The sequence below is a fragment of the Candidatus Poriferisodalis sp. genome, assembly GCF_965208925.1.
Taxonomy (GTDB): Bacteria; Actinomycetota; Acidimicrobiia; order Acidimicrobiales; family Poriferisodalaceae; genus Poriferisodalis.
In genome coordinates this window covers 2,469,333-2,493,787 of sequence record NZ_OZ242364.1, presented here as the reverse complement: position 1 = coordinate 2,493,787, position 24,455 = coordinate 2,469,333, and the positions used below count along the sequence as shown (strand labels likewise).

The 24,455-nt window shown below is 67.1% G+C and carries 18 protein-coding genes; 9 read left to right on the top strand and 9 right to left on the bottom strand.

Going from position 1 to position 24,455, the window contains the following annotated elements; translation table 11 throughout:
* Nucleotides 1-39 precede the first annotated feature (39 nt).
* The 5 genes from ACOGI5_RS10950 to ACOGI5_RS10930 are packed head-to-tail and all read right to left on the bottom strand — an operon-like array spanning nt 40 to nt 3,053.
* Nucleotides 40-564 carry a bifunctional nuclease family protein gene (locus ACOGI5_RS10950; protein ID WP_419864451.1) on the bottom strand — a complete coding sequence of 175 codons (525 nt, stop codon included), beginning with the start codon at nt 562-564 and terminating at the stop codon, nt 40-42.
* Nucleotides 565-615: 51 nt separating this feature from the next.
* The gene (locus ACOGI5_RS10945) at nt 616-1,545 is read right to left on the bottom strand and encodes a MerR family transcriptional regulator (RefSeq protein WP_419864450.1); all 930 of its coding nucleotides are present in this window, start codon (nt 1,543-1,545) and stop codon (nt 616-618) included.
* Nucleotides 1,542-1,994 (bottom strand): FHA domain-containing protein, encoded by a 453-nt coding sequence (locus ACOGI5_RS10940; RefSeq protein WP_419864449.1) that lies wholly within the window; start codon nt 1,992-1,994, stop codon nt 1,542-1,544. The genes ACOGI5_RS10945 and ACOGI5_RS10940 overlap by 4 nt, the downstream gene beginning before the upstream one ends.
* A gap of 5 nt (nt 1,995-1,999) precedes the next feature.
* The gene (gcvH, locus tag ACOGI5_RS10935) at nt 2,000-2,401 is read right to left on the bottom strand and encodes a glycine cleavage system protein GcvH (RefSeq protein ID WP_419864448.1); all 402 of its coding nucleotides are present in this window, start codon (nt 2,399-2,401) and stop codon (nt 2,000-2,002) included.
* A 37-nt stretch (nt 2,402-2,438) separates the two neighbouring features.
* Nucleotides 2,439-3,053: a CDP-alcohol phosphatidyltransferase family protein gene (locus tag ACOGI5_RS10930; RefSeq protein WP_419864447.1), complete on the bottom strand. Its 615-nt coding sequence runs from the start codon at nt 3,051-3,053 to the stop codon at nt 2,439-2,441.
* A 245-nt stretch (nt 3,054-3,298) separates the two neighbouring features.
* On the opposite strand from ACOGI5_RS10930, the gene ACOGI5_RS10925 reads away from it, so the two are divergent.
* On the top strand, nt 3,299-3,697 hold the full coding sequence (locus ACOGI5_RS10925; RefSeq protein WP_419864446.1) for an HIT family protein: 399 nt from the start codon (nt 3,299-3,301) through the stop codon (nt 3,695-3,697).
* Between the two features lie 23 nt (nt 3,698-3,720).
* Here the strand turns inward: ACOGI5_RS10925 and ACOGI5_RS10920 are convergent, their stop codons facing one another.
* The 3 genes from ACOGI5_RS10920 to leuS form a co-directional block, all read right to left on the bottom strand.
* A complete protein-coding gene (locus ACOGI5_RS10920) occupies nt 3,721-4,470 on the bottom strand; it encodes an SOS response-associated peptidase (RefSeq protein WP_419864445.1) in 750 nt (249 codons plus the stop codon).
* A gap of 32 nt (nt 4,471-4,502) precedes the next feature.
* Nucleotides 4,503-6,185 carry a thiamine pyrophosphate-binding protein gene (locus ACOGI5_RS10915; RefSeq protein WP_419864444.1) on the bottom strand — a complete coding sequence of 561 codons (1,683 nt, stop codon included), beginning with the start codon at nt 6,183-6,185 and terminating at the stop codon, nt 4,503-4,505.
* Between the two features lie 103 nt (nt 6,186-6,288).
* Complete coding sequence (gene leuS, locus ACOGI5_RS10910) at nt 6,289-9,177, bottom strand: leucine--tRNA ligase (RefSeq protein ID WP_419864443.1); 2,889 nt, start codon at nt 9,175-9,177, stop codon at nt 6,289-6,291.
* A 95-nt stretch (nt 9,178-9,272) separates the two neighbouring features.
* Between leuS and ACOGI5_RS10905 the strand changes: the two genes are divergently transcribed.
* Both ACOGI5_RS10905 and scpA read left to right on the top strand, forming a co-directional pair.
* Nucleotides 9,273-10,820, top strand: a complete 1,548-nt coding sequence (locus tag ACOGI5_RS10905; RefSeq protein WP_419864442.1) for a methylmalonyl-CoA mutase family protein — start codon at nt 9,273-9,275, stop codon at nt 10,818-10,820.
* Nucleotides 10,817-13,138 (top strand): methylmalonyl-CoA mutase, encoded by a 2,322-nt coding sequence (gene scpA, locus ACOGI5_RS10900; RefSeq protein WP_419864441.1) that lies wholly within the window; start codon nt 10,817-10,819, stop codon nt 13,136-13,138. The genes ACOGI5_RS10905 and scpA overlap by 4 nt, the downstream gene beginning before the upstream one ends.
* 21 nt (nt 13,139-13,159) lie before the next feature.
* Here scpA and ACOGI5_RS10895 read toward each other — a convergent pair whose 3' ends face one another.
* Nucleotides 13,160-13,714 (bottom strand): hypothetical protein, encoded by a 555-nt coding sequence (locus ACOGI5_RS10895; RefSeq protein WP_419864440.1) that lies wholly within the window; start codon nt 13,712-13,714, stop codon nt 13,160-13,162.
* A 62-nt stretch (nt 13,715-13,776) separates the two neighbouring features.
* Between ACOGI5_RS10895 and meaB the strand changes: the two genes are divergently transcribed.
* From meaB to ACOGI5_RS10865, 6 genes are all read left to right on the top strand, one after another.
* A complete protein-coding gene (meaB, locus tag ACOGI5_RS10890; RefSeq protein ID WP_419865473.1) occupies nt 13,777-14,784 on the top strand; it encodes a methylmalonyl Co-A mutase-associated GTPase MeaB in 1,008 nt (335 codons plus the stop codon).
* Between the two features lie 185 nt (nt 14,785-14,969).
* A complete protein-coding gene (locus ACOGI5_RS10885; protein ID WP_419864439.1) occupies nt 14,970-16,733 on the top strand; it encodes a serine protease in 1,764 nt (587 codons plus the stop codon).
* Between the two features lie 41 nt (nt 16,734-16,774).
* Nucleotides 16,775-19,411 carry a glycine betaine ABC transporter substrate-binding protein gene (locus ACOGI5_RS10880; RefSeq protein WP_419864438.1) on the top strand — a complete coding sequence of 879 codons (2,637 nt, stop codon included), beginning with the start codon at nt 16,775-16,777 and terminating at the stop codon, nt 19,409-19,411.
* A gap of 135 nt (nt 19,412-19,546) precedes the next feature.
* Nucleotides 19,547-22,021 carry a PQQ-binding-like beta-propeller repeat protein gene (locus tag ACOGI5_RS10875; RefSeq protein WP_419864437.1) on the top strand — a complete coding sequence of 825 codons (2,475 nt, stop codon included), beginning with the start codon at nt 19,547-19,549 and terminating at the stop codon, nt 22,019-22,021.
* A gap of 43 nt (nt 22,022-22,064) precedes the next feature.
* On the top strand, nt 22,065-22,640 hold the full coding sequence (locus ACOGI5_RS10870) for an RDD family protein (RefSeq protein WP_419864436.1): 576 nt from the start codon (nt 22,065-22,067) through the stop codon (nt 22,638-22,640).
* Nucleotides 22,641-22,949: 309 nt separating this feature from the next.
* Entirely contained in the window at nt 22,950-24,443 is a 1,494-nt protein-coding gene (locus ACOGI5_RS10865; RefSeq protein ID WP_419864435.1) for an HNH endonuclease, read from the top strand.
* The last annotated feature ends 12 nt before the right edge of the window (nt 24,444-24,455 follow it).

Here is a 24,455-nt window from a genome sequence, read left to right as displayed (position 1 = left end):
CGGCGACCGATCGGGCCGCAGCGGCCCGATCGCCACACCTCACTCTTTGTCGCCGGCCTCCGCCGCCGGCCCGAAGTCGTCAGGCTGCACGTCGTCCAGGAATTGCTTGAACTCGTCGAGCAGCTCATCGGGGTCGACGTCGTCGGGGGGATCCGCGGGGAGCTCGATGATCTGCCCCGCTTCGTCCAGCACCGATTCGCTGGCGAAGATGGGGGTGTCGGCCCGCACTGCCAGCGCGACGGCGTCGCTCGGCCGGGCGGAGATCGTGTGGGTGTCCGAGCCGATGGTGACCTCCATCTCGGCGAAGAAGGTGCGATCCCGCAGGTCGGTGACTGTCACCTTGACCAGCGTCGCTCCGAGGACATCCAAGATGGCTGCCATCAGGTCGTGCGTGAGGGGCCTCGGCACGCGAATCTGCTCGATGCCGCGGTAGATCGCCTGGGCCTCGGGCGTGTCGATCACCACCGGCAGCACTCGCTGAGAACCGCCAGTCTCACGCAGCAGCATGAGCGGGCTCTGCGAGGGCATCTCCACCTGCACGCCAAGCAGCTCCATCTCGACCATGCCCGCACACTACTTCGGCCCCTGTGAGCAAAGAACAGTGACGCTCTGCGACTAGCGCCGATAGCGGCGCAGCGCCTCCCCCATCACGACCGACCGCAGGCGCTCGCACAGCGCCATCAAACGGCCCAGCGAACGCTGCGCGTCGAGGTCTGCCGAGACGCCGCCGGCATGCAGAATCGGCTGGATGCCCTGCTCGAACATGGATGCATCCCGCGCCGCGGCATTGCGGATGACACGGAGGTGGCGGGCCTGCAATCCGTAGGTGGCAAACTCACGCGAGATACGGGCGATGAGCAACGCAGTGCTGCCGTAGCGCGGCTCGGGCGGTTCGAGCCCCAACGAGGCCTGCACTGGATCGGGTTGCGCCGCGCCGGGCTGTGGCGGCAGTAGCCGCGTCGCGTCGTCATCGGCGAGCGGCACGAGCAACCCGAAGTCGGTCAGCTCAGCGATTTCGGCGACGGTGAGTCCGCTCTCGGCACTCAGCTCCGCTGCGGAGTACGTCAGCGAGTCGTCGGCTGCAATCCAGGGCGACGGAATGCTGGCAGCGGTCGCAGGTGCATCGGGCTCGCCAGCCGATCCGCCGGTGACGTCGGCCGCCAGCGTCTCGGGGGTATCGACCGCCGCGGGTTCGCCGAGGAGTTCCGGCTCGGAAGCCCCGGCTCCAGACAGCTCTGCGGGCTCGGGAATCCCGATGCCCCAGATGTCGGCCAGATGCTCACCTCGATCGATCCGCTCCCCGATGATGCTGAGCGGCAGGTACTGATCGCGTTGACGGGTGAGGATCCAGCGCAGCACTTCGATGTCATGGGATCCAAAGCTGCGGTAGCCGCCCGGCGTGCGGGCAGGCGAGATGAGCTTGCGATCTTCGAGGAACCGGATCTTGGAATCGGTCAGATCACTGAACTCGGGCCGCAGCAACGCGACGACCTCGCCGATCGACAGTCGTGCTCCAGGTGAGGAAGGCTGGACCCCGGTGCTCACAGCCCGACCGAGGCAACCAGGTAGAGCAGTTTGAACTTGCCCACCTGCAACTCGTCGCCGCTGTGCAAGATGACCTCGCCGTCGGTGCGAACGCCGTTGATATATGTGCCGTTCAGCGACCCCACGTCGTACAGGATGTGACCCGCCGTGGCGAGTTCGAGCACCACATGACGGCGCGACACGGTGATGTCGTCCAAGAACACATCGCTGTCGGGATGGCGGCCGACGGTGACCCGGTCTCCGGCAAGCTCGAATCGCGTCCCCGACCGATGGCCGGAAGTGACCACCAGTTCCGCCTGACCGCTGTACGGCGGGACCTCCGTGACGCCGACAGGCGAGAGCACCTCGGTGGGCGCATCGGCAGAAGGGTCGAGACGCATCCCGCAGCCCGAGCAGAAGCGTGCATCGTCGGTGTTCGAGTACCCGCACCTTCCGCAGACGATGGCCATGACGATCAGACGTCCTCGGCGATCAACGCGGCATAGCCATCGGCATCGAGCAGAGCCTCCATCTCGGCGGACGCCTGCGCTGCGTCTTCGGCCGGGGCGATGACGCAGATCCACCCGTCGCCGTAGGGCGATTCGTTCACCAGCTGCGGCTCATCCTCGAGGGCGACGTTCACCTCGACGACCTCGCCCGAGATCGGGGCGAAGATGTCCGAGACCGACTTGGTGGACTCAATCTCGCACATTGGCTCGTCGGCAGTGACCTGAGCGCCGACCTCGGGCAACTCCACGTACACGACATCACCGAGCGCATCCTGTGCGAAGTCGGTGATGCCCACCTGCACCCCGCCATCGGCGGGGCGCACCCATTCGTGATCGCTCGAGTAGCGAAGCTCGGCGGGAATCTCCATGCTCGTGAAGCTACCGGATGGCTGTCACACAGATAGCTCAGCCGCTGGCGCTGCCGGCACGCCCCTCACGCACGGCATCGAAGGCCTGGGGGATATAGCCCACCGCCGACCAGTAGTGGACCGGCAGGCCGGTCGCCACGAACACCCAGGCGGCCACGCCGAAGGCCTCCGCCACGACGATGTCGCTGTGGGAGGCCAGGAAGCACGGCACTGCGAACATCATGAGAAACGTCCCGGTCTTGCCCCACCAGGTCACGTCGATCTTGCGAGCTCCGAGCGCACCGAGCACCAGCGCCGCCACCGCAACCACTCCCTCGCGGAACAGCGCCAGCACCGCGACCCACAGCGGCAGCGAACCGTCCACGATCATCACCACCAGCGCCACCAGCAGCAGCAGTCGATCGGCAGTGGGGTCCAGGATCTTGCCGAGCTCGGAAACCTGATTGAAGCGCCGCGCCACCCAGCCGTCGACCCAGTCAGTGGCACCGAGAGCGCCGAGCAGCAATGCCGCGGCCCAACGGTCCTCGGCGCCGAACACCAGCCACACGAACCACGGCAGGCAGCACAGGCGAGCCAGGCTGATCAGGTTCGGAACCGTGAACGGCCGCCACCCGCCCTCGGGGGCCGGCGACGCGCCCGGGCACTCGCTCACGCGGCTCACAGTACCGAGGGCATAGGAGCCGCGCGGGTGGGTGCGCCCGCTGCGGAGGCGCCAGGACCCTCTGCTCCCGCGATCCGGCAGGTTATGAGATCGGCACCTCACCGCATCTCTTGACCGATGTCATCCACGCGTCTCCGTGCATCTGAGAGGCGACTGGTCGCAACGTCGCAGAGTCTCCTGCCGCCTCCGCAGCTATGGCATCTGTGCCAACTGGCCGGAGTCCTTAGGCTTCGCGCATGAGCACCGTGTTCACGCGGATCATCGAGGGCGAGCTGCCCGGGACGTTCGTGTGGCGCGACGACCGGTGCGTTGCATTCCTGTCGATCAATCCGCTGTCGCCGGGTCACACGCTGGTAGTGCCGATCGCCGAGATCGACCACTGGCTGGACGTCCCGGCGGACCTGCAGGCTCACCTGTTCGACGTGTGCAGGCGCATCGGCCAGGCGCAGATGCAGGCTCTGAAACCCGAACGCATCGGGCTGGTGGTCGCCGGATTCGAGGTGCCGCACTGTCACATCCATGTGTGCCCGGTGAATTCGATGGCCGACATGAACTTCGCCCGGCCCCTGCCGATGGCCCCGGCCGAGGAGCTACGCGGGCCCGCCGAGGCCATCCGCGCCGCGCTCGACGGCTGAGCCGGTCCGCTCGCAGCGCGGGGCTAGACGAGCCGATCCGGCTCCGCTGGCTCGATGAGACTCGGGTCGCGATTGCGGACGTTGCCCACCTCTCGACCCACCTGGTGCGAACGCAATGTGCCCTCATCCGCGGGCACGCACAGAGCCGACAGCATCTCGACGTGGTCGTTGGCAGGGTCGAGCCAGGCGTCCCACTGCGAGCGTTCCAGCAGCACCGGCATGCGGTCGTGAATCGGCGCCATGAAGCTGTTCGCGGCAGTGGTCAGCACCGTTGCCGAGTGCAGGGCCTGGCGTGGACCGGTCGGGGCATCCGCGTTCGCTCCGTCGGCTGCATCACCGGCAGGGGGCGGCAACCAGCGCTCCCACAGGCCCGCCATGGCCAGCATGGCGCCGTCGGCGCGGGTGATGTAGTGCGGAAGCGGTCGGTCGTCGCGGCTCGTCCCTTTCGGGGTCTTGGGCCACTCGTAGAACCCGTCGGCAGGAACGATGCAGCGGCGCCGCTTGAACGCGCCACGGAACGAGTTCTTCGTTGCCGCTGTCTCGGACCGGGCATTGAACAGCGGCGGGCCCTGAGCAGGATCCTTGGACCATTGAGGCACGAGGCCCCACCGAAACGTCTCGATCCGGCGGGCATCGTCGTTGCCCACGACCGCCACGATGTCGGTCGTGGGTGCCACGTTGTAGCTGCGAGGTGCGTCGAAACCCGGCAGTGGGGTGTCGAAGTGCGCCGCAATCTGCTCGAGACTGGCTGCTGAGACAAACCTCCCGCACATGGGTTTCCGCCTCGTCGGGTGCTGTCGCGCCGCTACACGTAGGTGGAGCCCTTCATGGCTCCGCGGTCCTGGCGGATCTCCACGTTCACCAGTGCAGGCAAACCCGAATCGAACGCCCGCTGAAGCGCAGGTGCGATCTGGCCGGGCTCGGTCACGTGCTCGCCATGGCCGCCCATGGCCTCGACCACCTTGTCGTAGCGGGTGTAGTTGAGCTCGGTGGCCACCACCCTGTCCTGGCCGTAGAGGCTGGCTTGGGGACGCAGCATCTGACCCCACGCCGCATCGTTGCCCACGACTCCCACGATGGGCAGCCCGAAGCGAACCGCTGTGTCGTATTCGAAGCCGTTGAGCCCGAATGAGCCGTCGCCGTAGACGATCAGCACCCGCTTCGACGGGTGCGCCTTCTGCGCCGCGAGGGCGAACGGCATTCCGACGCCGAGCGTTCCGAGCGGTCCCGGATCCATCCAGGTGCCGCGCCTGGGCACCCGGATCACCTTGGACGCCTGCGCCACGATGTCGCCGCCGTCGCCGATCACGATCATGTCGTCGGTGACGGCGTCGGCGATCTCGCGGCACAGTCGCAGCGGGTCGATCGGCACCTCGTCGCTGTTGAGCTCGGCGCTGCGCGCCTCATCCAGTTCGGCCTCACGCGTCGCGAGCACGGCAAGATGCGCCGATGCATCCACCGCGACGCCGGTCGACTTGAACACCTCAAGCAACCCATCAAAGTTCCGACCCAGATTGCCGACGAGGCTCACTTCCGCTGCACGGTTCTGGCCGATGAGCGTCTCGTCCAGATCGAGTTGCACGATGCGGGCGTCGGCTGGGATGGCGCGGCCGAACTTCATGCGAAAGTCGAGTGGCGTGCCGGCCAGGATCACCACATCAGCGACCGCGAGGGCCTCAGCCCGTGTCAACGACAGGAACGAGGGGTGATCCCAGTCGATCTCACCGCGCGCCATTCCGTTCACGTAACACGGGATGGCCGTGGCATCCAGGAAGGCCGCCAGTGCGCCGCCGCCCTCGCTCCATTTCAGCGACGTGCCGGCCATCACCACAGGTGTGCGGGCACCGGCAATGATCTCTGCCGCCTGTGAGAGCACATCGGGATGTGCGGCCGAGGCGACCCGGTAGTCGCGGAACTGGGGCATCTGCACGGCGTCGAGGTCCACCTTGCCGTGCAGCACGTCCATCGGGATCTCCAGGAAGGACGGTCCGGGCACACCGCTGAGTGCCGTGCGCACGGCCAGCTCGATGTACTCGGCGATGCGGCGGGTCTCCCCGCACGCACCGGACCATTTCGTCACCGGTCGCATGAGCGACACGTGGTCCATTTCCTGCAGCGAGCCGCGGCCAGCGTGCTTGAACGGTCCCTGGCCGCCAAAGACCAGGATCGGCGAGTTGGCTCGCCAGGCATTCGCGACGCCGGTGACGCCGTCGGTCACCCCGGGGCCCGCGGTGAGAATGGCCACGCCCACCTTGCCCGGGTGCAGGCGGGCCCATGCATCGGCGGCATGCGTCGCGGCTTGCTCGTGACGGACGTCGACTACCTCAATGCCCTCGTCGAGGCAGCCGTCGTAGATGCCCATGACATGCCCGCCCGACAGGGTGAACACGCATTCCACGCCGGCTGCGGCCAGTGCCTTCGCGGCGAGCTTGCCGCCATGGGCTTCGGTTGCCGTCACACCCAGCGCTCGCCGTTCCTTGTCGCTCATGTCGTCCTCCCGCTCCCGCCAGCACGTGTCCGATGCTGCTGGCTTATGCCAGCACGTGTTCGATGCTGCTGGCTTATGCCAGCACGTGTTCGATGCTGCTGGCTTATGCCAGCACGATGTTCACCAGCTTGCCCGGTACGGTCACGACGCGCCGGATGTCTGCACCGGCAGTGAGCTGGGCGATGCGTTCGTCGGCCTTCGCGGCAACTTCGAGGTCGGCCGGCGAGATTCCGGCATCGACCGTGATCCGGCTGCGGACCTTGCCGTTCACCTGCACTGGCACCTCGATCACCTCGGCTGCCAGCATCGCAGGGTCCGCCTGCGGGAACGGCGCGTAGACGACCGTGGTCGAATTGCCCAGTTTCGACCACAGCTCCTCGGCCAGGTGCGGCACCAGCGGCGCCAGCAGGCGCACCAGCACATCGGCGACTGATCGGGGTGTCAGCCCACCGCGCCGCGTCAACTCGTTGTTCAGCTCGGTGATGCGCGCGATCGCCGAGTTGAAGCGCAGATCGGACATGGCATCGGTGACCGCGTCGACGGTTCGATGGACCATGCGCTCGAGGTCAGCGTCGGGTTCGACATCGGTGACCGTGAGCTCACCGGTTTGCTCGTCGATCAAGCTTCGCCACACGCGCTGCAGCAGACGGTGCGAGCCGATCACCGAGTGTGTCTCCCATGGACGCCCCTGGTCGAGCGGGCCCATGAACATCTCGTAGGTCCGCAGCGTGTCGGCCCCGTACGCGCTGTAGATGTCGTCAGGCGTGACCGCGTTGCGCAGCGACTTGCCCATCTTGCCGAAATGGCGGGTGACCTCGACGTCGCCCCAGAAGAACTTGCCGTCCCTCTCGGTCACCTCGGACGCCTCCACGTACACGCCCCGGTGGTCCTGGTACGCAGCCGCCTGGATGTATCCCTGGTTGTACAGCCGGCCGAACGGCTCGGGGCCGCTGACGTGACCCAGGTCGTACAGCACCTTGTGCCAGAAGCGCGCATACAGCAGGTGCAGCACGGCATGCTCCACGCCGCCGACATAGAGGTCGACACCCCCGACCCCGCCATCGGGGTCAGCCATCCAGAACCGTTCCACCTCGGGATCCACCAGGGCGTCGTCGTTAGCGGGATCGAGGTAGCGCAGGTAGTACCAGCACGATCCGGCCCACTGCGGCATCGTGCTCAGCTCACGGCGGTATATGCGCTCGCCGTCGCCCAGGTCGTAGGCGGCGGTGGCCCACTCGGTGGCGCGGCCGAGCGGCGGCTCCGGATCCGATGACTCGTCGAGCGCGCGGGGCGCCCAGTCGATCAGGTCAGGCAGCTCCACCGGCAGCTCGCTTTCGGGCACCGCCAGAGGAAGCCCCGTCTCGTCGAACACGATCGGGAACGGCTCGCCCCAGTAGCGCTGCCGGCTGAACAGCCAGTCCCGCAGCTTGTAGGTGACCGTGCGGCGGCCGCAGCTCCGCTCCTCCAGCCAGTCGCAGATGGCATCGACGGCATCGGCCTTTTCCAAGCCATTCAGGAAATCGCTGTTGATGGCCGGACCGGGACCGTCGTAGGCCTCGCCGTCGAAGTCTGGCGGCGGCTGCACCGTGCGCATGATCGGCAGCCCGAACCTGACGGAGAAGTCCCAGTCACGCTGGTCCTCCCCCGGCACCGACATGACCGCGCCCGTGCCGTAGTCGATCAGCACGTAGTCGGCGACGAACACCGGCACTCCCTCACCGGTGGTCGGCACCACGCAGTTCACGCCCAGCCACACTCCGGTCTTGTCGCGCTCGGTCTGGCGCTGCAAGTCGGTCATCGCTGCTGCCTGCGCCCGGTATGCGTCGAGAGCCTCACGGGGTGTAGCGGCACCGCCGGTCCAGCGCGGATCGGTATCCGGTGGCCATTCGTCGGCGACCAGCTCGTCGACGAGCGGATGCTCGGGTGCCAGCAGCATCGCCGTCGTCCCGTAGATCGTGTCGGGACGGGTGGTGAACACCTCGATGGCTGGGCCGGACGGTCCCGCTTCGGCGTCGGTCGCGAAGCTGATATAGGCGCCCTCGCTGCGGCCGATCCAGTTGCGCTGCATGATCTTGACGCTCTCGAACCAGTCCACCCGGTCGAGGTCGGAAAGCAGCCGGTCGGCGTACGCAGTGATGCGCATCATCCACTGCTTCATCGGGCGGCGGAAGACCGGATGGTTGCCCCGGTCGGAACGCCCCTCGTTGGTGACTTCCTCGTTGGCCAGCACCGTTCCCAGCGCGGGGCACCAGTTGACCGGTGCCTCGCCCAAGTAGGCCAGGCGATGCTCGTCGAGCTCGGTGCGCCGCTCGACGTCGTTCATCTCGGCCCACGCAGCACCGCTGGTGGTGGCCTTTTGCCCGGTCTCGAACAGCTCGATCAGCTCAGCGATCAGGCGGGCCCGCTGCGCATCGGTGTCGTACCAGGAATTGAAGATCTGCAGGAAGATCCACTGCGTCCAGCGGTAGTACTCCACATCGGTCGTGGCCAGCGATCGCTGGTCGTCGTGCCCGAGTCCCAGTCGGGCCAGTTGGCGCGACATGTTGGCAATGTTCCGCTCGGTGTTGATCCGGGGGTGCTCGCCGGTCTGGCGGGCATGCTCCTCAGCAGGCAGGCCGAACGCGTCATAGCCCATCGGGTGCAGCACCACGTAGCCGCACATGCGCTTGAAACGTGCATACACGTCAGTGCCGATGTAGCCCAGCGGATGCCCCACATGCAAGCCCGAACCCGACGGGTACGGGAACATATCCATGATGAAGAGCTTCGGCCCTCGTGGGGCCGAAGCAGTCAAACTCAGGTTGTTGCCAGCAGGCGAGTCCGCCGACGGCCCGACGGGATTGGATGTTCGGTACGTGCCGTCGGCCCTCCACCGCTCCTGCCAGCGCAGCTCGATCTCGTTCGCCATCTCGGCGTTGTAGCGATACGGAGGGAGATCGCTCCCCTCAGCTGAGTGCGCGACAGCGACATCGGCCGATGAGGAGGGATTCATGCGGGCAAGGATGCCACGGTCACCCTCGAATCACTAAGAGAGCGCCACGGGAGAGCCACATTCCCGTCTGGAAGGCGACCGCTACCCTGCGGACCGTGGCTGAGACGCCCACATCGCAACACGACGCCGCGCTCAGCGATCCCGATTTCGCCGATGTCTCCGGGAGCGACTGGGAAGCTGCGGCCGCAGGCGCGCTGCGGGGCGAGCCGCTGTCGTCGCTCCACACGATGCTGCTCGGCGGCATCGAGACTGCCCCGCTGTACACGGCGCATCGCCACGGCACCGAAGCTGACCCCTCCGGCTTGCCCGGCAGTGCACCGTTCGTCCGCGGAGCCGCCGCCGCGAGCGGCGCACGGGGCTGGGAGATGCGCCAGATTCACGACGTACGACTCGCGGGCACACCCGATGCCGTCGCGGTGGACACGACATCGGGCGTGGATGCCGTCACAGTCGCCAGGGGCTGGGATGCCGACGGTGACGCTGCCGCACTCGCCGCAGGCATCGGCGACGCGGCCGGAGCTGGCGTCACGATCCACCTGCAGTCCGGCGCGTCGCCCGCGCAGGCCGCTGCGCTGCTGGATGTCTTTGCCCATCACGATGTGGATCTCGCAGGCCTGCGCTCATGGTTCGGGCTCGACCCGATCGCCGCGGCCGCAAGCGGTTGGCGCCCCGCCGATTCCGGTGACAGCGCCGCACTCGTCTCCGCTATGTGCAGCACAGCGCGCAGCGCGGCCGGGATCGCACAGCGCTCGCCTCGGGCCGTGCCGCTGGAGGCTGACGGGTCGGTCTTCGCAGATGCCGGCGCGAGCGACACCACCGAGCTGGCTGCGATGCTCGCGACCGGGGTGGCGTGGCTGCGGGTGATCTGCGACAACACCGACGGGCCGGGGCTCGACCCCGCTGCGGCTGCCCGCCTGGTGGGCTTCACGCTGTCCGCGGGGCCCGACGCCTTCCTGGTCACCGCCAAGTGCCGGGCGATGCGGATGTGCTGGACGCGTGTGCTGGGCGCCTGTGGGGTCGACGTTGGCGGCGACGATGGACCGCCGATGCGGCTCCACGCCGTCACGGCGATGGCCATGCTGAGCGCTCTCGATCCGTGGGTGAACATGCTGCGCGCCACCACCGCGTCGTTCGGCGCCGCGAACGGCGGTGTCGACGCCATCACCGTCCGACCCTTCGACACCGTCAGCGCCGGCCAGGCGTCCAGCAGCTTGGGTTGGCGCGTCGCCGCCAACACGCAGCTGATTCTGCGCCACGAGAGCCGTATCGGGTCGGTCATCGATCCCGCCGGGGGATGCTGGTACCTCGAAGACCTCACACGCAAGCTGGCGCACGCAGCCTGGGACCGCTTCCGAGAGATCGAAGCGACCGGTGGCATGTGTGCTGCGATGGCCGGCGGCGAGCTGGAGACATCGATCGCCGCCGAACGAGCGATGCGCAACGAGCGGATCGCCACGGGCGAGCACGTGCTCGTCGGCGTCACCGACTTCGTGGACTCACAGGCCGAGCAGGCATCGGCCGTGAGCGTCTCCGCAGGCGATCCGGCCGGCTCGCCTGCGGTCGGGCTGGGCGTGCACCGCTGGGCGGCGCCCTACGAGGCCGGGACGACGGGCCAAGCCGCGACGGGAGCGGCAGGGTCATGAGTGTCATCAGGAACTTCTCGAACCTCCAGCTCGATGACAGCGGGCCGGCCGGGGCTGGTTCGAACGGCGCCAGCAGCCCTGGATCGTCGGCCCAGCCTGAATCGTCGGAAAGAGCGGAGTGGGCGGAACGATTCGCCTCCGAGACCGGCCGTGCTCCCACTTCCAGCACCACGCCTGAAGGAATCGACATCGCGCCGCTGTACGTCGCTGCGGACGTCGCCAACCTCTACGACAGCGGATCTGATGCCAGCGGGAACGATCCCCGAAGCCGCACGTACCTCGACGGCTACCCCGGCTTCGCCCCGTACCTGCGGGGCCCGTACCCCACGATGTACACGAACCAGCCGTGGACGATCCGCCAGTACGCCGGGTTCTCCACCGCCGAGGACTCCAACGCGTTCTACCGGCGCAATCTGGCCGCGGGTCAGCGCGGCCTGTCGGTTGCCTTCGACCTCGCGACCCACCGCGGCTACGACTCGGACCATCCCAGGGTGAGCTCCGATGTGGGCATGGCGGGTGTCGCCATCGACTCGATCCTCGACATGCGCACGCTGTTCGACGGCATCCCGCTCGACCGCATGAGCGTGTCGATGACGATGAACGGGGCGGTACTGCCGATCTTGGCGCTCTACGTCGTGGCGGCCGAGGAACAGGGCGTCGCTCCGGCCCAGCTGACCGGGACCATCCAGAACGACATCCTCAAGGAGTTCATGGTCCGCAACACCTACATCTACCCGCCCCAGCCATCCATGCGGATCATCAGCGACATCTTCGAGTTCACCTCCGCCGAGATGCCCCGCTTCAATTCGATTTCCATCTCCGGCTATCACATGCAGGAAGCAGGGGCGACTGCCGACCTCGAATTGGGCTACACGCTGGCCGACGGCCTGGAGTACCTGCGCTGCGGCATCGGCGCCGGCATGAGCATCGACGACTTCGCGCCACGTCTGAGCTTCTTCTGGGGCATCGGGATGGACTTTTTCATGGAGGTGGCCAAGCTGCGTGCGGCCAGGCTGCTGTGGGCCAAGCTGGTCGCCGGCTTCGAGCCCGAGAATCCACGATCGCTGTCGTTGCGGACTCACTGCCAGACCTCGGGTTGGTCGCTCACCGCCCAGGACCCGTACAACAACGTGGTGCGCACCTGCATCGAGGCCATGGCCGCCGTCGACGGCCATACCCAGAGCCTCCACACCAACGCATTCGACGAGGCGTTGGCGTTGCCGAGCGACTTCAGCGCCCGCATCGCCCGCAACACACAGCTGTTCCTGCAGCATGAAGCCGGCTCGACTCGGGTGATCGACCCCTGGGGCGGGAGCTACTACGTGGAACGGCTCACCGCCGAGCTGGCGCAACGGGCCTCCGCGCACATTGCCGAGATCGAGCGGCTCGGCGGCATGGCGCGCGCGATCGAGGCCGGCATTCCCAAGATGCGCATTGAAGAGGCCGCGGCGCGCACCCAGGCTCGCATCGAGGCCGGGCAGCGCACGGTTGTCGGGGTCAACCGCTACAGGTCTGAGCTGTCCAATGAGGTCGACATCCTGCGGGTCGACAACGCTGAGGTGCGCGCCGCCCAGCTGGCGAAGCTGGATCGGCTGCGCAGCGGCCGCGATGCCGATGCGGTTCGCCGCTCATTGGATGCTCTGCGCGACGTGGCCCGCAGCGGCGAGGGCAACCTGCTGGCCGCATCCGTCGACGCGGCGCGCTGCCATGCCACCGTGGGGGAGATTAGCGCGGCGATGGAGGACGCCTTCGGGCGGCACACTGCCCAGATACGCACCATCAGCGGCGTGTACGGGAGCGAGATGGCTGGCGACAGTTCGGGCGACGACAGCACCGCCGCAGGCGACGGCAGCACGAATCCGATTGCGGCAGCCGTCGACGCCGTGCGCAACCGGGTAGCTGCCTTCGGCGAGCAGACCGGGAGGCGGCCGCGCATCCTCATCGCGAAGATGGGTCAGGACGGCCATGACCGCGGCCAGAAAGTGGTGGCCACGGCCTACGCCGATCTGGGATTCGATGTCGACATCGGCCCGTTGTTCAGCACGCCTGCCGAGACGGCTCGCCAAGCCGTCGAGAACGACGTCCACGTCGTCGGCGCCTCGTCGCTCGCCGCGGGACACTTGACGCTCGTGCCGGCGCTGCGGGACGCACTCGCAGAACTCGGTCGGCCCGACATCGTGGTCGTGGTCGGCGGCGTCATCCCAGCACAGGACTTCGACGCGCTGCGCGCTGCAGGCGCAGCCGCGATCTACCCGCCAGGAACGGTCATCGCCGAAGCTGCGGCCGAGATGCTGGACCTGCTCGAGGGGGCTGGATAGCACCCCGCCGCCACCGCCGGCTCAGCGGTGGCGACGTCCCACGTTGCGGACCTTCTTCTTGGCCCGAGCGGCGCGGTACGCGCTGCTGGAAGCCGCTCTCATGCTGCGCGGCGCAGCGGCGAGCCGTGCATCGGCGTCTTCAAGGTGGCTGTGGTAGCGGCGGTGCACCCACAGCTTTTCGCTGCCGACGACGATCTGTCCCCACGCCGAGCCGCGGATGTCGAACGGCTCGACACGCTCGATGCGGTCGAGCAGCTCGACCGGCTTGGCCGGCCGCAGGGCCCGGGTGCGCATGACCACGATGTCGGCATCGGTCAGTGCGAGCAGGCGGTAACGCGACATGGTCAGCACTGCCGCTGTCGCAAAGACCGTCGTGGAGATCAGGCTGACCTGCACCCACGGCAAGTCGACGGTCAGCACGATGCCAGCCAGCGCCGCCACGCCGATCACCAGCATCGAGAAGGGGTGCATCCCGCCCTGCGCCGGCACGAGTGCGTGCAGGTGGTCGCCTTGGTTCAGGTACTGCTCGGCGGGGTGGGAACGGTCCCCAGTGCGCATCCGCTTCAGCAATCCCACCCGCACATTGTGCCCGAAGCGCCGATGCGCGCAGGCAGGCCGTCGCCGTGGCTCCCGGTACCTTGCTACCGATGGCCGAAGTCGATGTCGCCGAACTTGCCGCCGGTGTACGGGCGTGCGACCGCGCCGCCATCGGCAGGGCCATCACCCTCGTCGAGTCCCGGCTGGCGGACGACGCCGAACCAGCACAGGAACTGCTCGCCGAGCTGCTGACCGACACTGGCGGTGCGCACCGAGTGGGCATCACCGGTGTTCCCGGCGTAGGCAAGAGCACGCTCATCGAGACGCTCGGCACTGCGCTGACGGAGCAGGGTCACCGTGTCGCCGTGCTGGCCGTCGACCCGACCTCGGCGATGCACGGCGGCTCCATCCTCGGCGACAAGACCCGCATGACGGCACTCGCCAACGATCCCGCGGCCTTCGTGCGACCGTCTCCGACGCAGGGAGAGCTCGGCGGTGTCACCAGGGTGACCCGCGAGACGATCCTCGTCGTCGAAGCCGCCGGGTTCGATGTCGTGCTCGTGGAGACCGTGGGAGTCGGCCAGTCAGAGACAGTCGTTGCGGACATGGTGGACTTCTTCGTCGTGCTCATGCTGTCCGGCGCCGGCGACGACCTGCAGGGCATCAAGAAGGGCATTCTCGAAATCGCCGACTTGATTGCCGTGAACAAGGCCGACGGCGACAACACTGATCGTGCCGCAAACGCGGCGCGCGACTACCAGCTCGCTCTGCACATGACCCAACCGGCCTCGCCGACGTGGACGCCGCCCGTGATCACCTGCTCGGGCTTGACCGGCGACCGCCTCGAGGTGCTCTGGGACCATGTGGTCACCCATCGCCGGCTGATGTCGGCCTCGGGCGAGCTCGACGCACGTCGAGCCGACCAGCGTGTGCGGTGGATGCGGGCGATGCTCACCGAGCGCATGCGCTCCCGCCTCGCTGCCGGCGTTGCAGGCCTGCTGACCGACCTCGAGGCCCAAGTGCGAGCAGACGAGCTGACGCCCACCGCTGCTGTGGACCGGCTGATGGCAGCCTTCGACGGATCAGAGGCGAGCGCTCGGCATCGCTGATTCCTCATGCACAGCCATTGAATGTGCATTACTACATTCCAAGACTTGTTAGGTTTCCTGGCGTTGCCATCACGTGACCTCTGAGCGGCGTCTGCGCTGCCGCACGGTCTCACTCGACCAGGAGCAAGCCAATGACCCCCCTCCCCCCTCCCCGCGGAATGACCCGAGGGCGACGCTCGCGGCGGGTGACCGCTGCCTTCGCCGTGCTCCTCGCCGTCACGACAGTCCTTGCATCACCGGCGGCGGCACACGAGCCGTCACCGCGTACGCCACCACAGGCGAAGTCGGGCAACTGCAACGATGCTCTGCCGATCGTGGTCGCGTCCGACGCGGGCGCCCAGTCCGACATGTACTCGGCTGTCACGCTGGCCGGCGCACTCGGCACCCAGTGCATCATCCTCGCCGGCGCCCGAGGCGCTGCATTCCCCGCCGCCGAGCTGGAATGCCTCAAGGCCGCAGCGAAGGGCGGTTATGTGGTCGGCGGCAAGACCGCAGTGCCCGACAGCAAGCTCGCCGGCCGCAGCATGACCCGCATCGCCGGACGCGACCGTTGGGCGACCGCCGAGGCGGTCGGCGCCGAAGTGCAACGCGTGCTCGGCACACTCAGCGCCGCCGCACGCAAGCAGAACGCCGGCACACCTGTTGCGAGCGGCGGCCGCGGCTGCGGCACCACAGCCGACAGAGCGCTGTCAGCGAGCGAGATCCTCGCCAAAGTCGGACCATCGATACCGGCAGTGGCGGGGTGCCTTGAAACCGGCAGCGGCATCTTGATCGACGGCGGCTACGTCCTCACTGGTTACCAGACAGTCGGACAGTGCGAGACCGTCAATATCTTCTTTCCTGACGGCAGCGAGCATGCAGACGTACCGGTAGCCGCGCGCGTGCCCCTAGGCGACTACGCCGTGCTCGGACCCATCCGGACGACAAAGAAGGCGTTGACGCTCCACGACGGAGAGCAGTTGCGCAGCGGCAGCCGACTGTACGGAATTGACGGCCGCGACACGCGGCCATCGATTCAGCCTGGTCGCTTGGCGCAGGTCCCATATGTGGACTCCAACGGCTTTACGCTGTTGAAAACCGATGCGGCGCTCAAGGACTTCTCCAGCGGCGATGTGCTCGTCGATGAGCAGGGGCGGATCGTGGGCGTATTCACGTCGCGCTGGGGTTCGACTGCTTACGGCCTCGCCTTCTCTACCGCCATCCACGCCGAGGCCATCCCATCCTTCGTGCAAGATGATCCCGTCGACGGTGGTTGGGTTGGTCTCGTCGACGCCAGCGCCGGTGCCAAGCGGTGGAATATCGATCTGACCGCAGGCGCATCCCAGAGAACCTTCGTCATCGACAACTCCTACGACGGCGAGGTCGACATCAGGCTGAGCGGTTGCGTTGGCGGCGCCGTCTGGGTGGCGGACTCGCATGGGTCGTGGACTGAGCCAGGTGATCGCAGCGCTAGGTACAGCCAAGGCCCGATCCCTGGCGCAGAGTTTCCAGCACCGAGTCTTCCCACGTTCGCGACGGTGTACCGATACGGCTCAGGCTCTGCGTCGTGCCGGTTGACCAGCAACGTCAACTTGTACGAGTACTTCGCCGGTTGGAATGGCTCCGAAGTGATCTTGGACGAAGGCGGTTCAACCTCCGTCTCTGGCCTGATTGAGCACGACGGATGGGCAGACTTCGTCGCCGTCCGCCTCGCTCGAGGCGACACGCTTCGGGCCTGGGCCGACTCGTTCACTGCCGACACCAACCTCGTTGTGTACGACGACGCTGGCAACCAAGTCGCCGGGGACGACGACAACGGCCCGCCGGACATCTTCGGCAACGCCCTCAATCCCGAGCTCAGTTACCGCGTGCCCGCAAGCGGCCTCTATTTCATCGAGGTTGGACACCTGCCCGGTTCAGGTGTCCCGGGCGCGGGCTCGTGGACGCTCTTCATGGAGCGCACCCGTTGAGGTTGCGCACCCAGCTTCACGGCAACTGGCAGCGTCACGCAATGACCTCCATCCGGGGCAAGCGCTGGAACCGCTTCCGGCGTGCCATGGCGCTGCTGCTTGTCGTGGGGCTCGCCGCGTCCGCATGCTCGGCGGTCGAATCCGATGACGGCGCCGACTCGGCTGGTGCCGCCGACACCGGGTCGGGAGCGCCGGTGCTCGACATCGACGATGACACCACTTGGGTGCAGGTGGCCGCAGCCATCGCCGGCGAGGACAAGGCGGACTGCGCCGATGACGCCTACGAAGACGACGGCGTCGACGGGTTGCTCCAGTCTCCGATGCTCGTTCTCGGCGAGTTCGACGGCTGGCCAACCATCAAGACAGAGTTGCTGGGCATCGGCATCGGCGGTGACAGCTGGCCGCACAAGTCCTGGCGTTGCCTGTCAGATCGCGACGCGACTGCGCTGTATCTCAGCGCGTTCATCCAAGAGCTAGACGTCGAGGTTGCGGGGCTCGCAGACGGCGATCGGGCGTGCATCTCACTGCTCCCCCAGGGGAAGAGCCTCACCAGGACCGCCGCGCTGGTACTCAAGAACGAGCATGAATTCGCCGGGTCCGACGCCTCGGAGTTCTTTGACGAACTGGCCGCCATGGCACTGAGTCGCTTGTTCTGGTGCCTGCCTGACCTCGCCGGAGCCGCGCTTGAGTCGTCGATCGCTGAGCTCTACGACGCAGAGCTCAGCGGCGCGGAGCTCCGATGCATGACCGACGCCGCGTTGGCCGCCGCCCGCGGCCCCGACATAGACCGCGACGCCATGTTTGTCATGCTCACGAGTGACGACGCTGATGTCGACGCCGACGCACTTGTCGACTTCTTGGGTCTCTTGGAATCCGGTGCCGAGACCTGTCTCGGCGTGCCGGACGGCACCGGCAGCGGAACCGAACCGGACGGCACCGTCGATCGGAACGAGGAAGACGACGAAGCCGGTGGAGACGTCGACGCGGAGGCAGTGCAAGCGTCGCTTGGCCAGCCGGTTCATGGCTATCTGGACGACGACGGCGACGTTGACGTGTTCTTCTTCGAGGCCACCGGCGGCGAGTTCTACGAGATTGCGGTGTCAGCGGGCACGCTGGACGACCCGACGATGACGCTGTACGACGCCGACGGCGCATGGCTCGACCAGAGCGACGACTACGGGGATTCACTGGAACCTCTCCTGATCTGGGAGGCGCCGGAATCGGGATTCTTCTACGTCGACGTGAGCGGCTACGGCACAGGGGGGTCGTACACGCTGAGTATTGATGTTGCCGACATCATCGACGATCACGCCAACTCACAGGCGAGCGCGACGTTCACGGCGGTGGGGAGATCGGTGGAGGGCAGTCTGGACTACGACGGTGACGCCGACTACTTCGCTTTCGCGGCCGTGCAGGGCGAACTCTATGAGATCACTGTGACGTCGGGCACACTGAGCGACCCGAGGCTGACGCTGTACGACATCGACGAATACTGGCTCAACGGCAACGACGACTACGGGGATTCGCTGGCGCCCCGCATGTTCTGGGAGGCCTCAAGCACGGACCCTCTCTTTGTCCTGGTAGGGGGCTACGGCGTCGGGACGTACACCCTGACGATCACCGCCCTCGTCACCGACGACGACACCCGTCCCGGCGAGGGCGTGAGGGTCACCATGGGCCGTGCCAACTGGAGCTCCGGCTACTTCCAAGCGGAGGTCTACCGGCTGTTGCTGGAGGAGCTGGGCTACACCGTGAGCGACCCGGCCGAGCTCGAACTCGCGCCCGACACCGCCTACGTCGCCATGGCCGAAGGCCAGATGGACTTCTGGGCCAACAGCTGGTACCCGGCACACCTCGGCTGGGTGGCAGCCGAGCTGCCTGACGGTTCGCTGATCGGCGACCACCTGACGATCCTTGGCGAGCAGATGACCGCGGGAGGCCTGCAGGGTTTCGTGGTCAGCGCGTCATTCGCGGACGAGTACGGCGTCTACACGATGGACGACCTGGACTCCGACTTCAGGGCCCTGGCAGCATTCGATGCCGCCGACCCGATGCCGGGCAACGGCAAGGCCGACATCTTCGGATGCCCCGAAGCGTGGTCCTGCGACGACATCATCGAGAACCAGATCCTGTTCTCCGGCTGGAACAACATCAGCCAGATCACTGCCGACTACGACGCCATGTTCGCCCAGGCTGCGGACGCCCTCTGGGACGACATCCCGATGGTGGCCTACGTCTGGACCCCATCGGCCTACAGCTTCGAGCTGTTCGCAAGCGAAGGTGTGTACTGGATGGGCGTCGGGCGCATCCTCGATGACTCCAACCCGTCGGGCGGCGAAGGCGGCGAGACTCACTCGCAACGCGGCGCTGACGGCACCGGCGGCTACGCACCCATCGGCCCGGACCAGTGCCCGTCAGCGGCAAACAATGCAGATGGGCTGTGCCCGATTGGCTGGATTGCCGCCGACATCCTGGTTACCGCCAACAACGATTTCCTTGCTGCCAACCCGGCCGCTGCGAGGCTGCTCGAGGTGGTGAAGCTGCCGGAATCCGAGGTGTCGATGGCCAATTTCGAGCAGGCCCACGGCGCCGCACCCAGCCAACTGGCCGCTGACTGGATCGCCTGGAACCGCGGCACTGCCCGTGTATGGCTGAGCGCAGCTCGCGCAGCAGCGTGACAGGCCCGGCCGGTGACGGCCACATGGCTCCGGTAGTGCTCAGCCGTGCAGCCGGCAGTCAGCGACTCGGCTTGCGACTCCTCAATCGCCATGACATCTGCCCGGAGTGAGCGGCGGGGACGCTTCGGAAGCGCCGTGGCCCTGTTGCTCGTTGCAGTGTTCGCCGCAGCGGCCTGTTCGGCGAGGGCTGGCGACGAAACCAGCACAGACGTCGGAGCGGCCAAGGCAAAGCTCGGTTCCAGCACCGCGGCAGACGATCAGCACGCCAGCGGTGCCCTGCGGGCGGAGGGCGCTTCTGCCGCCGTTGCCTACCCGGACGGCAGCGAGATCGGCCTTGACACGACATGGCTCCAGTTCCTGCGGGCCATGGCGGGCGAATCGGAGATCGAGTGCATCGAAGACGAGATCGGCCATGGAGTGCCTGAAGGGCTGATCGAACTCAAGATTCTCGACGACGTCTCCCATCTCACAGCGTGGCCGCTGATCAGGCCGGTGCTGTTCGGCGCCGAGTTCGGCAAGGACCGCTGGCCCCATGAGATGTGGGCGTGCCTGCGTCCCGCGACTGCGGCTCAGGTGTACGTGACTTTGGAGCTGCACGACTTTGAGCAGCACGGCTATGCGATCCCGCACGCCGAACGGTCATGCACTGAGATGCTCGCGAGCGACGCGGCCTACGCCGCCGGCGTATCACGCGTGATGCACCGACCCCAGCGATTCGACAACGACGCTGACGCCGAACAGTTCGTCGCCGAGCTGCGTCATGCGGGGCGGCCGGAGGTCATGGGCTGCGTCAGCGAATCGGCCGAAGTATTGCTCAACGCACTGGGGCCGAGGTACATCCCCATCGACTCCTCGTTCGAAGAACTGGAGTGCATGATTCAAGCCGCCGTGAATGCCACGCGCGAGCCGAGTTTCAACTATGCCGAGTTCTACCGCTCGCTGATGGTCGAGGACGCAGACGACATCGATGACGAGGCGTACGCACATCTGATGGCGGTTGTAAACGCAGGCGCCGACGAATGCCTGAGCGCGGACCCCTGGGACGCGGTGGACATGACCGCCGGGGGATTCCTCACCGAGGGGGCATCGCGGGCTTGGGTGGGTCAGCCGGCTGACGGTTGGCTGCTCGAGGAAGGCGAGGCCAACTACTTCGCCTTCGAGGCAGCCCGAGGCGAGCTCTATGAGATCACCGTGTCGCCAGGAACGCTGGAGGATCCCATCCTTGCGCTCTATGACGGCGAGGGGACATGGCTGGACGGCAACGATGACTCCGGGGATTCGCTGGCGCCTCGCTTGTACTGGCGAGCCCCAAGCTCGGGGCACTTCTTTGCCGAGGTGAGTGGCTACGGAACCGGGTCCTACACGCTGTGGATCCACCCGAGCGATGCCGCCGGCGATTTGCAGGCAGAACACGCAGAGCGGATCTGGGAGACAGTCACCAACTCTGATGCGACACCCGTCGTGGTGTCGCCGGATGTCTGGGGCAACCTCGTCGTCGCGACGGACTACTCGGGTGCCGTGTGGGCACTCGACGGGGCCAGCGGCGAAACGATGTGGGCTCGCGATGTCGGCAGTGAGATCAGCACGCCGGCCGTGATCAGCGGCGGCGTGGTGCTGGTCACCGGCCTGACGACCCACTACGGGATCGATGCACTCTCTGGAGACATCGTGTGGCAGATCCCGGGCGGCGAGCACCGGCGCGGTCGTCCGGCGGTGGCGGGTGGCAGGGCGTTCTACCTCGCTGCCGGGCAGGCATCCGACTCCGCCGTCGTCGCCGTCGAGATCGCGACCGGCGTGCAGCTGTGGAAATCCGACGTGAGAACCAGCCGGTTGCCGCTGCTGGCTCCCCTGACGGCGCATGGCGATCGCTTGTACGTCTCCGACGATCGCATGATGCATGCGCTCGACACCGAGACTGGGATGCTCATGTGGTCCGCCGAGGTGATGCCCGCAGCGCAGCCGCATGCCTCGCCATCGAGTCTCGGCATCATGGGCACCGTGGACGCTGCGGATGCAGCCGACAACGAGGCTGCGCCGACCTCGTGCCTGCGCGGCGCCGACACGGGCTACTGCCCGACGGTGGTGGACGCCGAGACCGGACGGCTGCTGTGGTACTGGGATCAAGCCGAGAAGCTGTACGGCCACGCCGAGCTGCCCGATCGGCCCGACGGTGCGTACCTCGCCGCCGTCGACGGCCTGCACGCCGTCGACGCTCGCACCGGCGAGCTGCTGTGGTCGGCGCCGTACACGATACTCACCGGCACGCCGCTCGCAGCCGGCGACACGCTGTACATCGTGGACCTGTGGGAGGGCCTGGCAGCCCTCGACGCATCCGCCGGCGCAGAGCTGTGGAGGCTGCCCGATGTCGACGCCTCTCCAGGCGCGATGGTGCTCGACGACGGGGTGCTGTATGCAGCGGCATCGACGCGTCAGGAGCTCTACGCGGTCAACGCGGCCACCGGCGAGCTGCTGTGGACGACCCGGGCCGTCGTCGCCGGCGGCGACCATCGAGGGTTCGCCGTCCACAACGGCACCGTGTTCATCGGATACCAAGACGGTGATTCAAGTGGCGTACGCGCCCTGGCCGCACCCGACCCCGACGCTCGTTGAGCGTGGGCAGGCAAAACAGCACTCGACACAAGGAGACAACACCATGAACGCTGAGTCAGACGATCACACCGGGCAGGCAGCGCCAGGCGAGCGCGCCGAACAGGCGGCCGAGCGTCCTTCGGCGTGGAGACGCCTGGCTGCGCGCTTGATCGACTGGGCGATCCACACCCTGATCGTCGCGGTCGTCGCGACGATTCTCCTGACGACGAGCATCGGTGAGGACTGGTCCGGCAGGGCATTGGGGACGCTGTTCTTCGGCCTGACGGCATTGCTGCGAGGCATCTTCGAGATCGGCTTCGTCGGCGCAAAGGGAGCTACCCCGGGCAAGCTGGTGATGAGTCTCCGAGTGCGCACGAGCGACGACGGGACCAGTTTGGTTGGCTGGTCGGCAGCGACGGTGCGCGGTGTCCTGATCGACCTTCCCACGCTCTTCGGAGGTCTGTACTACATCGTGCTGATCGCCGCGCCGAACTTGAACGACACGGCCTTCGCGCTCTGGACGATCCTGTGGGTGGCCACATGGGTGTTCTGGCTCGTCGAAGTGCTCAGCATCTTCGGCAATTCCGCACGACAGGGGCTGCACGACAAGGTCGCGAAGTCGGTGGTCGTCTCGAAATGAACGCGAGGCGGCCTGCGAGCGCCGGGCCACCCGCCCGGAACGCTTCGGTAGCTGAGCGATCCGTATCCCCGCCGGACTCTCCGGCATACACCGCCGGGTCAATCTCCGCTGCCTGGGCGACCGCCCGCGCCGCCGCGATCGTTGCCGCGTCCATCGGCCGGGCCAGCGGCACGATTTCATTTTTGATCGAAACTTACTTGAACTCATTTGAAATTATTTAAACAATATGAAAAGATCTGCAACAGATTTGTAATGAACCAACATCCATATGGGAGCGTTCGTGTGACACGTGTCCGGTAGGATGAACGTATGTTCTCGCAGGTGCAGCAGGCGCTCGAATGCCTCGTCGCAGCGCTCGACGGCGTCCAAGCGGCGCCCACCGGCGAGCTGCGCCGCACGCTCGAGATGGCCAAGCAGCTGCGCTCTCGCGTCGAGCTGCTGGAGACCAAAGCCGCTTCGGCGGTCGCCCAGCGAGAGCGTCACGGCGACGGCGGCGCGGGACTGCTGAATCAGGTCGGCGGGCGGTCGCGTTCCGAGGCCGCCCGCAACGTCCGCACCGACGCGGAACTCGCAGTGCTGCCTGAGGCTCGCACTGCGGTCTCGGAGGGTGAGATCTGCCTCGCGAATGCCTCCAAACTGGCGCAGGCGGCGCGCAAGACCAGCCCCGACGCCGTGCAGGCAGATCCCGAGCTGGTCCAGATGGCCAAGACGCTCCCCGAGGACGAATTCGCGCAGGCTGCGCAGCGCTGGACGATCCGGCACCAGAGCGCCGACGATCTCGCCGCGCAGCATCGTCGCAATCGGCGCAACCGCAGCGTGCGGTTCTGGAACGGCGAAGACGGCTCAGTGCAGATGCGCGGTTCGTTCGATGCCGAGATGGGCGCCCGCATCCAACAGCGCCTTCGCCGTCAGGCCGAATTGCTCCGCCAAGCAGACCGGCGTCGCCAGACCCACTCGCAGCCCCCGGGGACAGCCCGTGACGGTGGCGACAGCGACGCTGGCTCCGTGCCTGAAGCGGCCGTGCGCACACGCGACCAGCGCATGGCCGACGCCCTCGACACACTCCTCGCCAACAGCGCGGCAGCGACGCACGCCGCCGATACCCCAACACCGCGCAGCGAGCCCGCCGGCACGAGCGAGTCGACACAAACTCCCCAGACGAACCTCCTGGCGCCGCCAAAGAGCGACACCACCATCGCTCGTGGCGACTGCGAGACCGACGGCGTCCACCGCGTCGGGCCGCAAGCTCGAGGCGAGCACACTGCCGAAGCCGGGCCGCAGCCGTCCGTCGGGCACAAGGCGACGGCTGCGGAGATCATCGTGCGAGCCGACCTCGCAGCATTCGTCGGCACGCCGGGCGGCGTCGCCGAGATCTGCGGAATCGGCCCGATCCCGCCCGACACCCTGCAACGGCTGGCCTGCAACGCCGACGTCTCGGTCGAGATCTTCGGCGACAACCTCACACCGCTGTATGAGACTGTCGCCAGCCGAGCCCCTACTGCGGCACAACGACGTGCGTTGATCGCCCGCGACGGGGCGTGCATCGGCTGCGGTGAACCGCCGGGCGAATGCGAAGCCCACCACATCACACCCTGCCAACGCGGCGGCAAGACCCGCCTCGACAACCTCGTGCTGGTGTGCTGGCGCTGCCACGACCTCATCCACGACCACAACTGGCAAGTCACCATCCGAGACGGCCGCTACCGGCTCGCACCCCCCGACCCCGCACACGCCGCCGAACCCGCGCCCCAGCGCAAACCCAAACGCCGCGCCCCTCAGCATTCGCTCGAACTGATCGGCTGACTCCCGCTGAGG

Excerpts from the sequence above, each read along its gene's own strand:
- gcvH (WP_419864448.1), bottom strand. The coding sequence starts at position 2,401 with ATGGAGATTCCCGCCGAGCTTCGCTACTCGAGCGATCACGAATGGGTG.
- ACOGI5_RS10865 (WP_419864435.1), top strand. The coding sequence starts at position 22,950 with ATGTTCTCGCAGGTGCAGCAGGCGCTCGAATGCCTCGTCGCAGCGCTC.
- ACOGI5_RS10870 (WP_419864436.1), top strand. The coding sequence starts at position 22,065 with ATGAACGCTGAGTCAGACGATCACACCGGGCAGGCAGCGCCAGGCGAG.
- ACOGI5_RS10925 (WP_419864446.1), top strand. The coding sequence starts at position 3,299 with ATGAGCACCGTGTTCACGCGGATCATCGAGGGCGAGCTGCCCGGGACG.
- leuS (WP_419864443.1), bottom strand. The coding sequence starts at position 9,177 with ATGAATCCCTCCTCATCGGCCGATGTCGCTGTCGCGCACTCAGCTGAG.
- ACOGI5_RS10880 (WP_419864438.1), top strand. The coding sequence starts at position 16,775 with ATGACCTCCATCCGGGGCAAGCGCTGGAACCGCTTCCGGCGTGCCATG.
- ACOGI5_RS10920 (WP_419864445.1), bottom strand. The coding sequence starts at position 4,470 with ATGTGCGGGAGGTTTGTCTCAGCAGCCAGTCTCGAGCAGATTGCGGCG.
- ACOGI5_RS10940 (WP_419864449.1), bottom strand. The coding sequence starts at position 1,994 with ATGGCCATCGTCTGCGGAAGGTGCGGGTACTCGAACACCGACGATGCA.
- ACOGI5_RS10950 (WP_419864451.1), bottom strand. The coding sequence starts at position 564 with ATGGTCGAGATGGAGCTGCTTGGCGTGCAGGTGGAGATGCCCTCGCAG.
- scpA (WP_419864441.1), top strand. The coding sequence starts at position 10,817 with ATGAGTGTCATCAGGAACTTCTCGAACCTCCAGCTCGATGACAGCGGG.
- ACOGI5_RS10915 (WP_419864444.1), bottom strand. The coding sequence starts at position 6,185 with ATGAGCGACAAGGAACGGCGAGCGCTGGGTGTGACGGCAACCGAAGCC.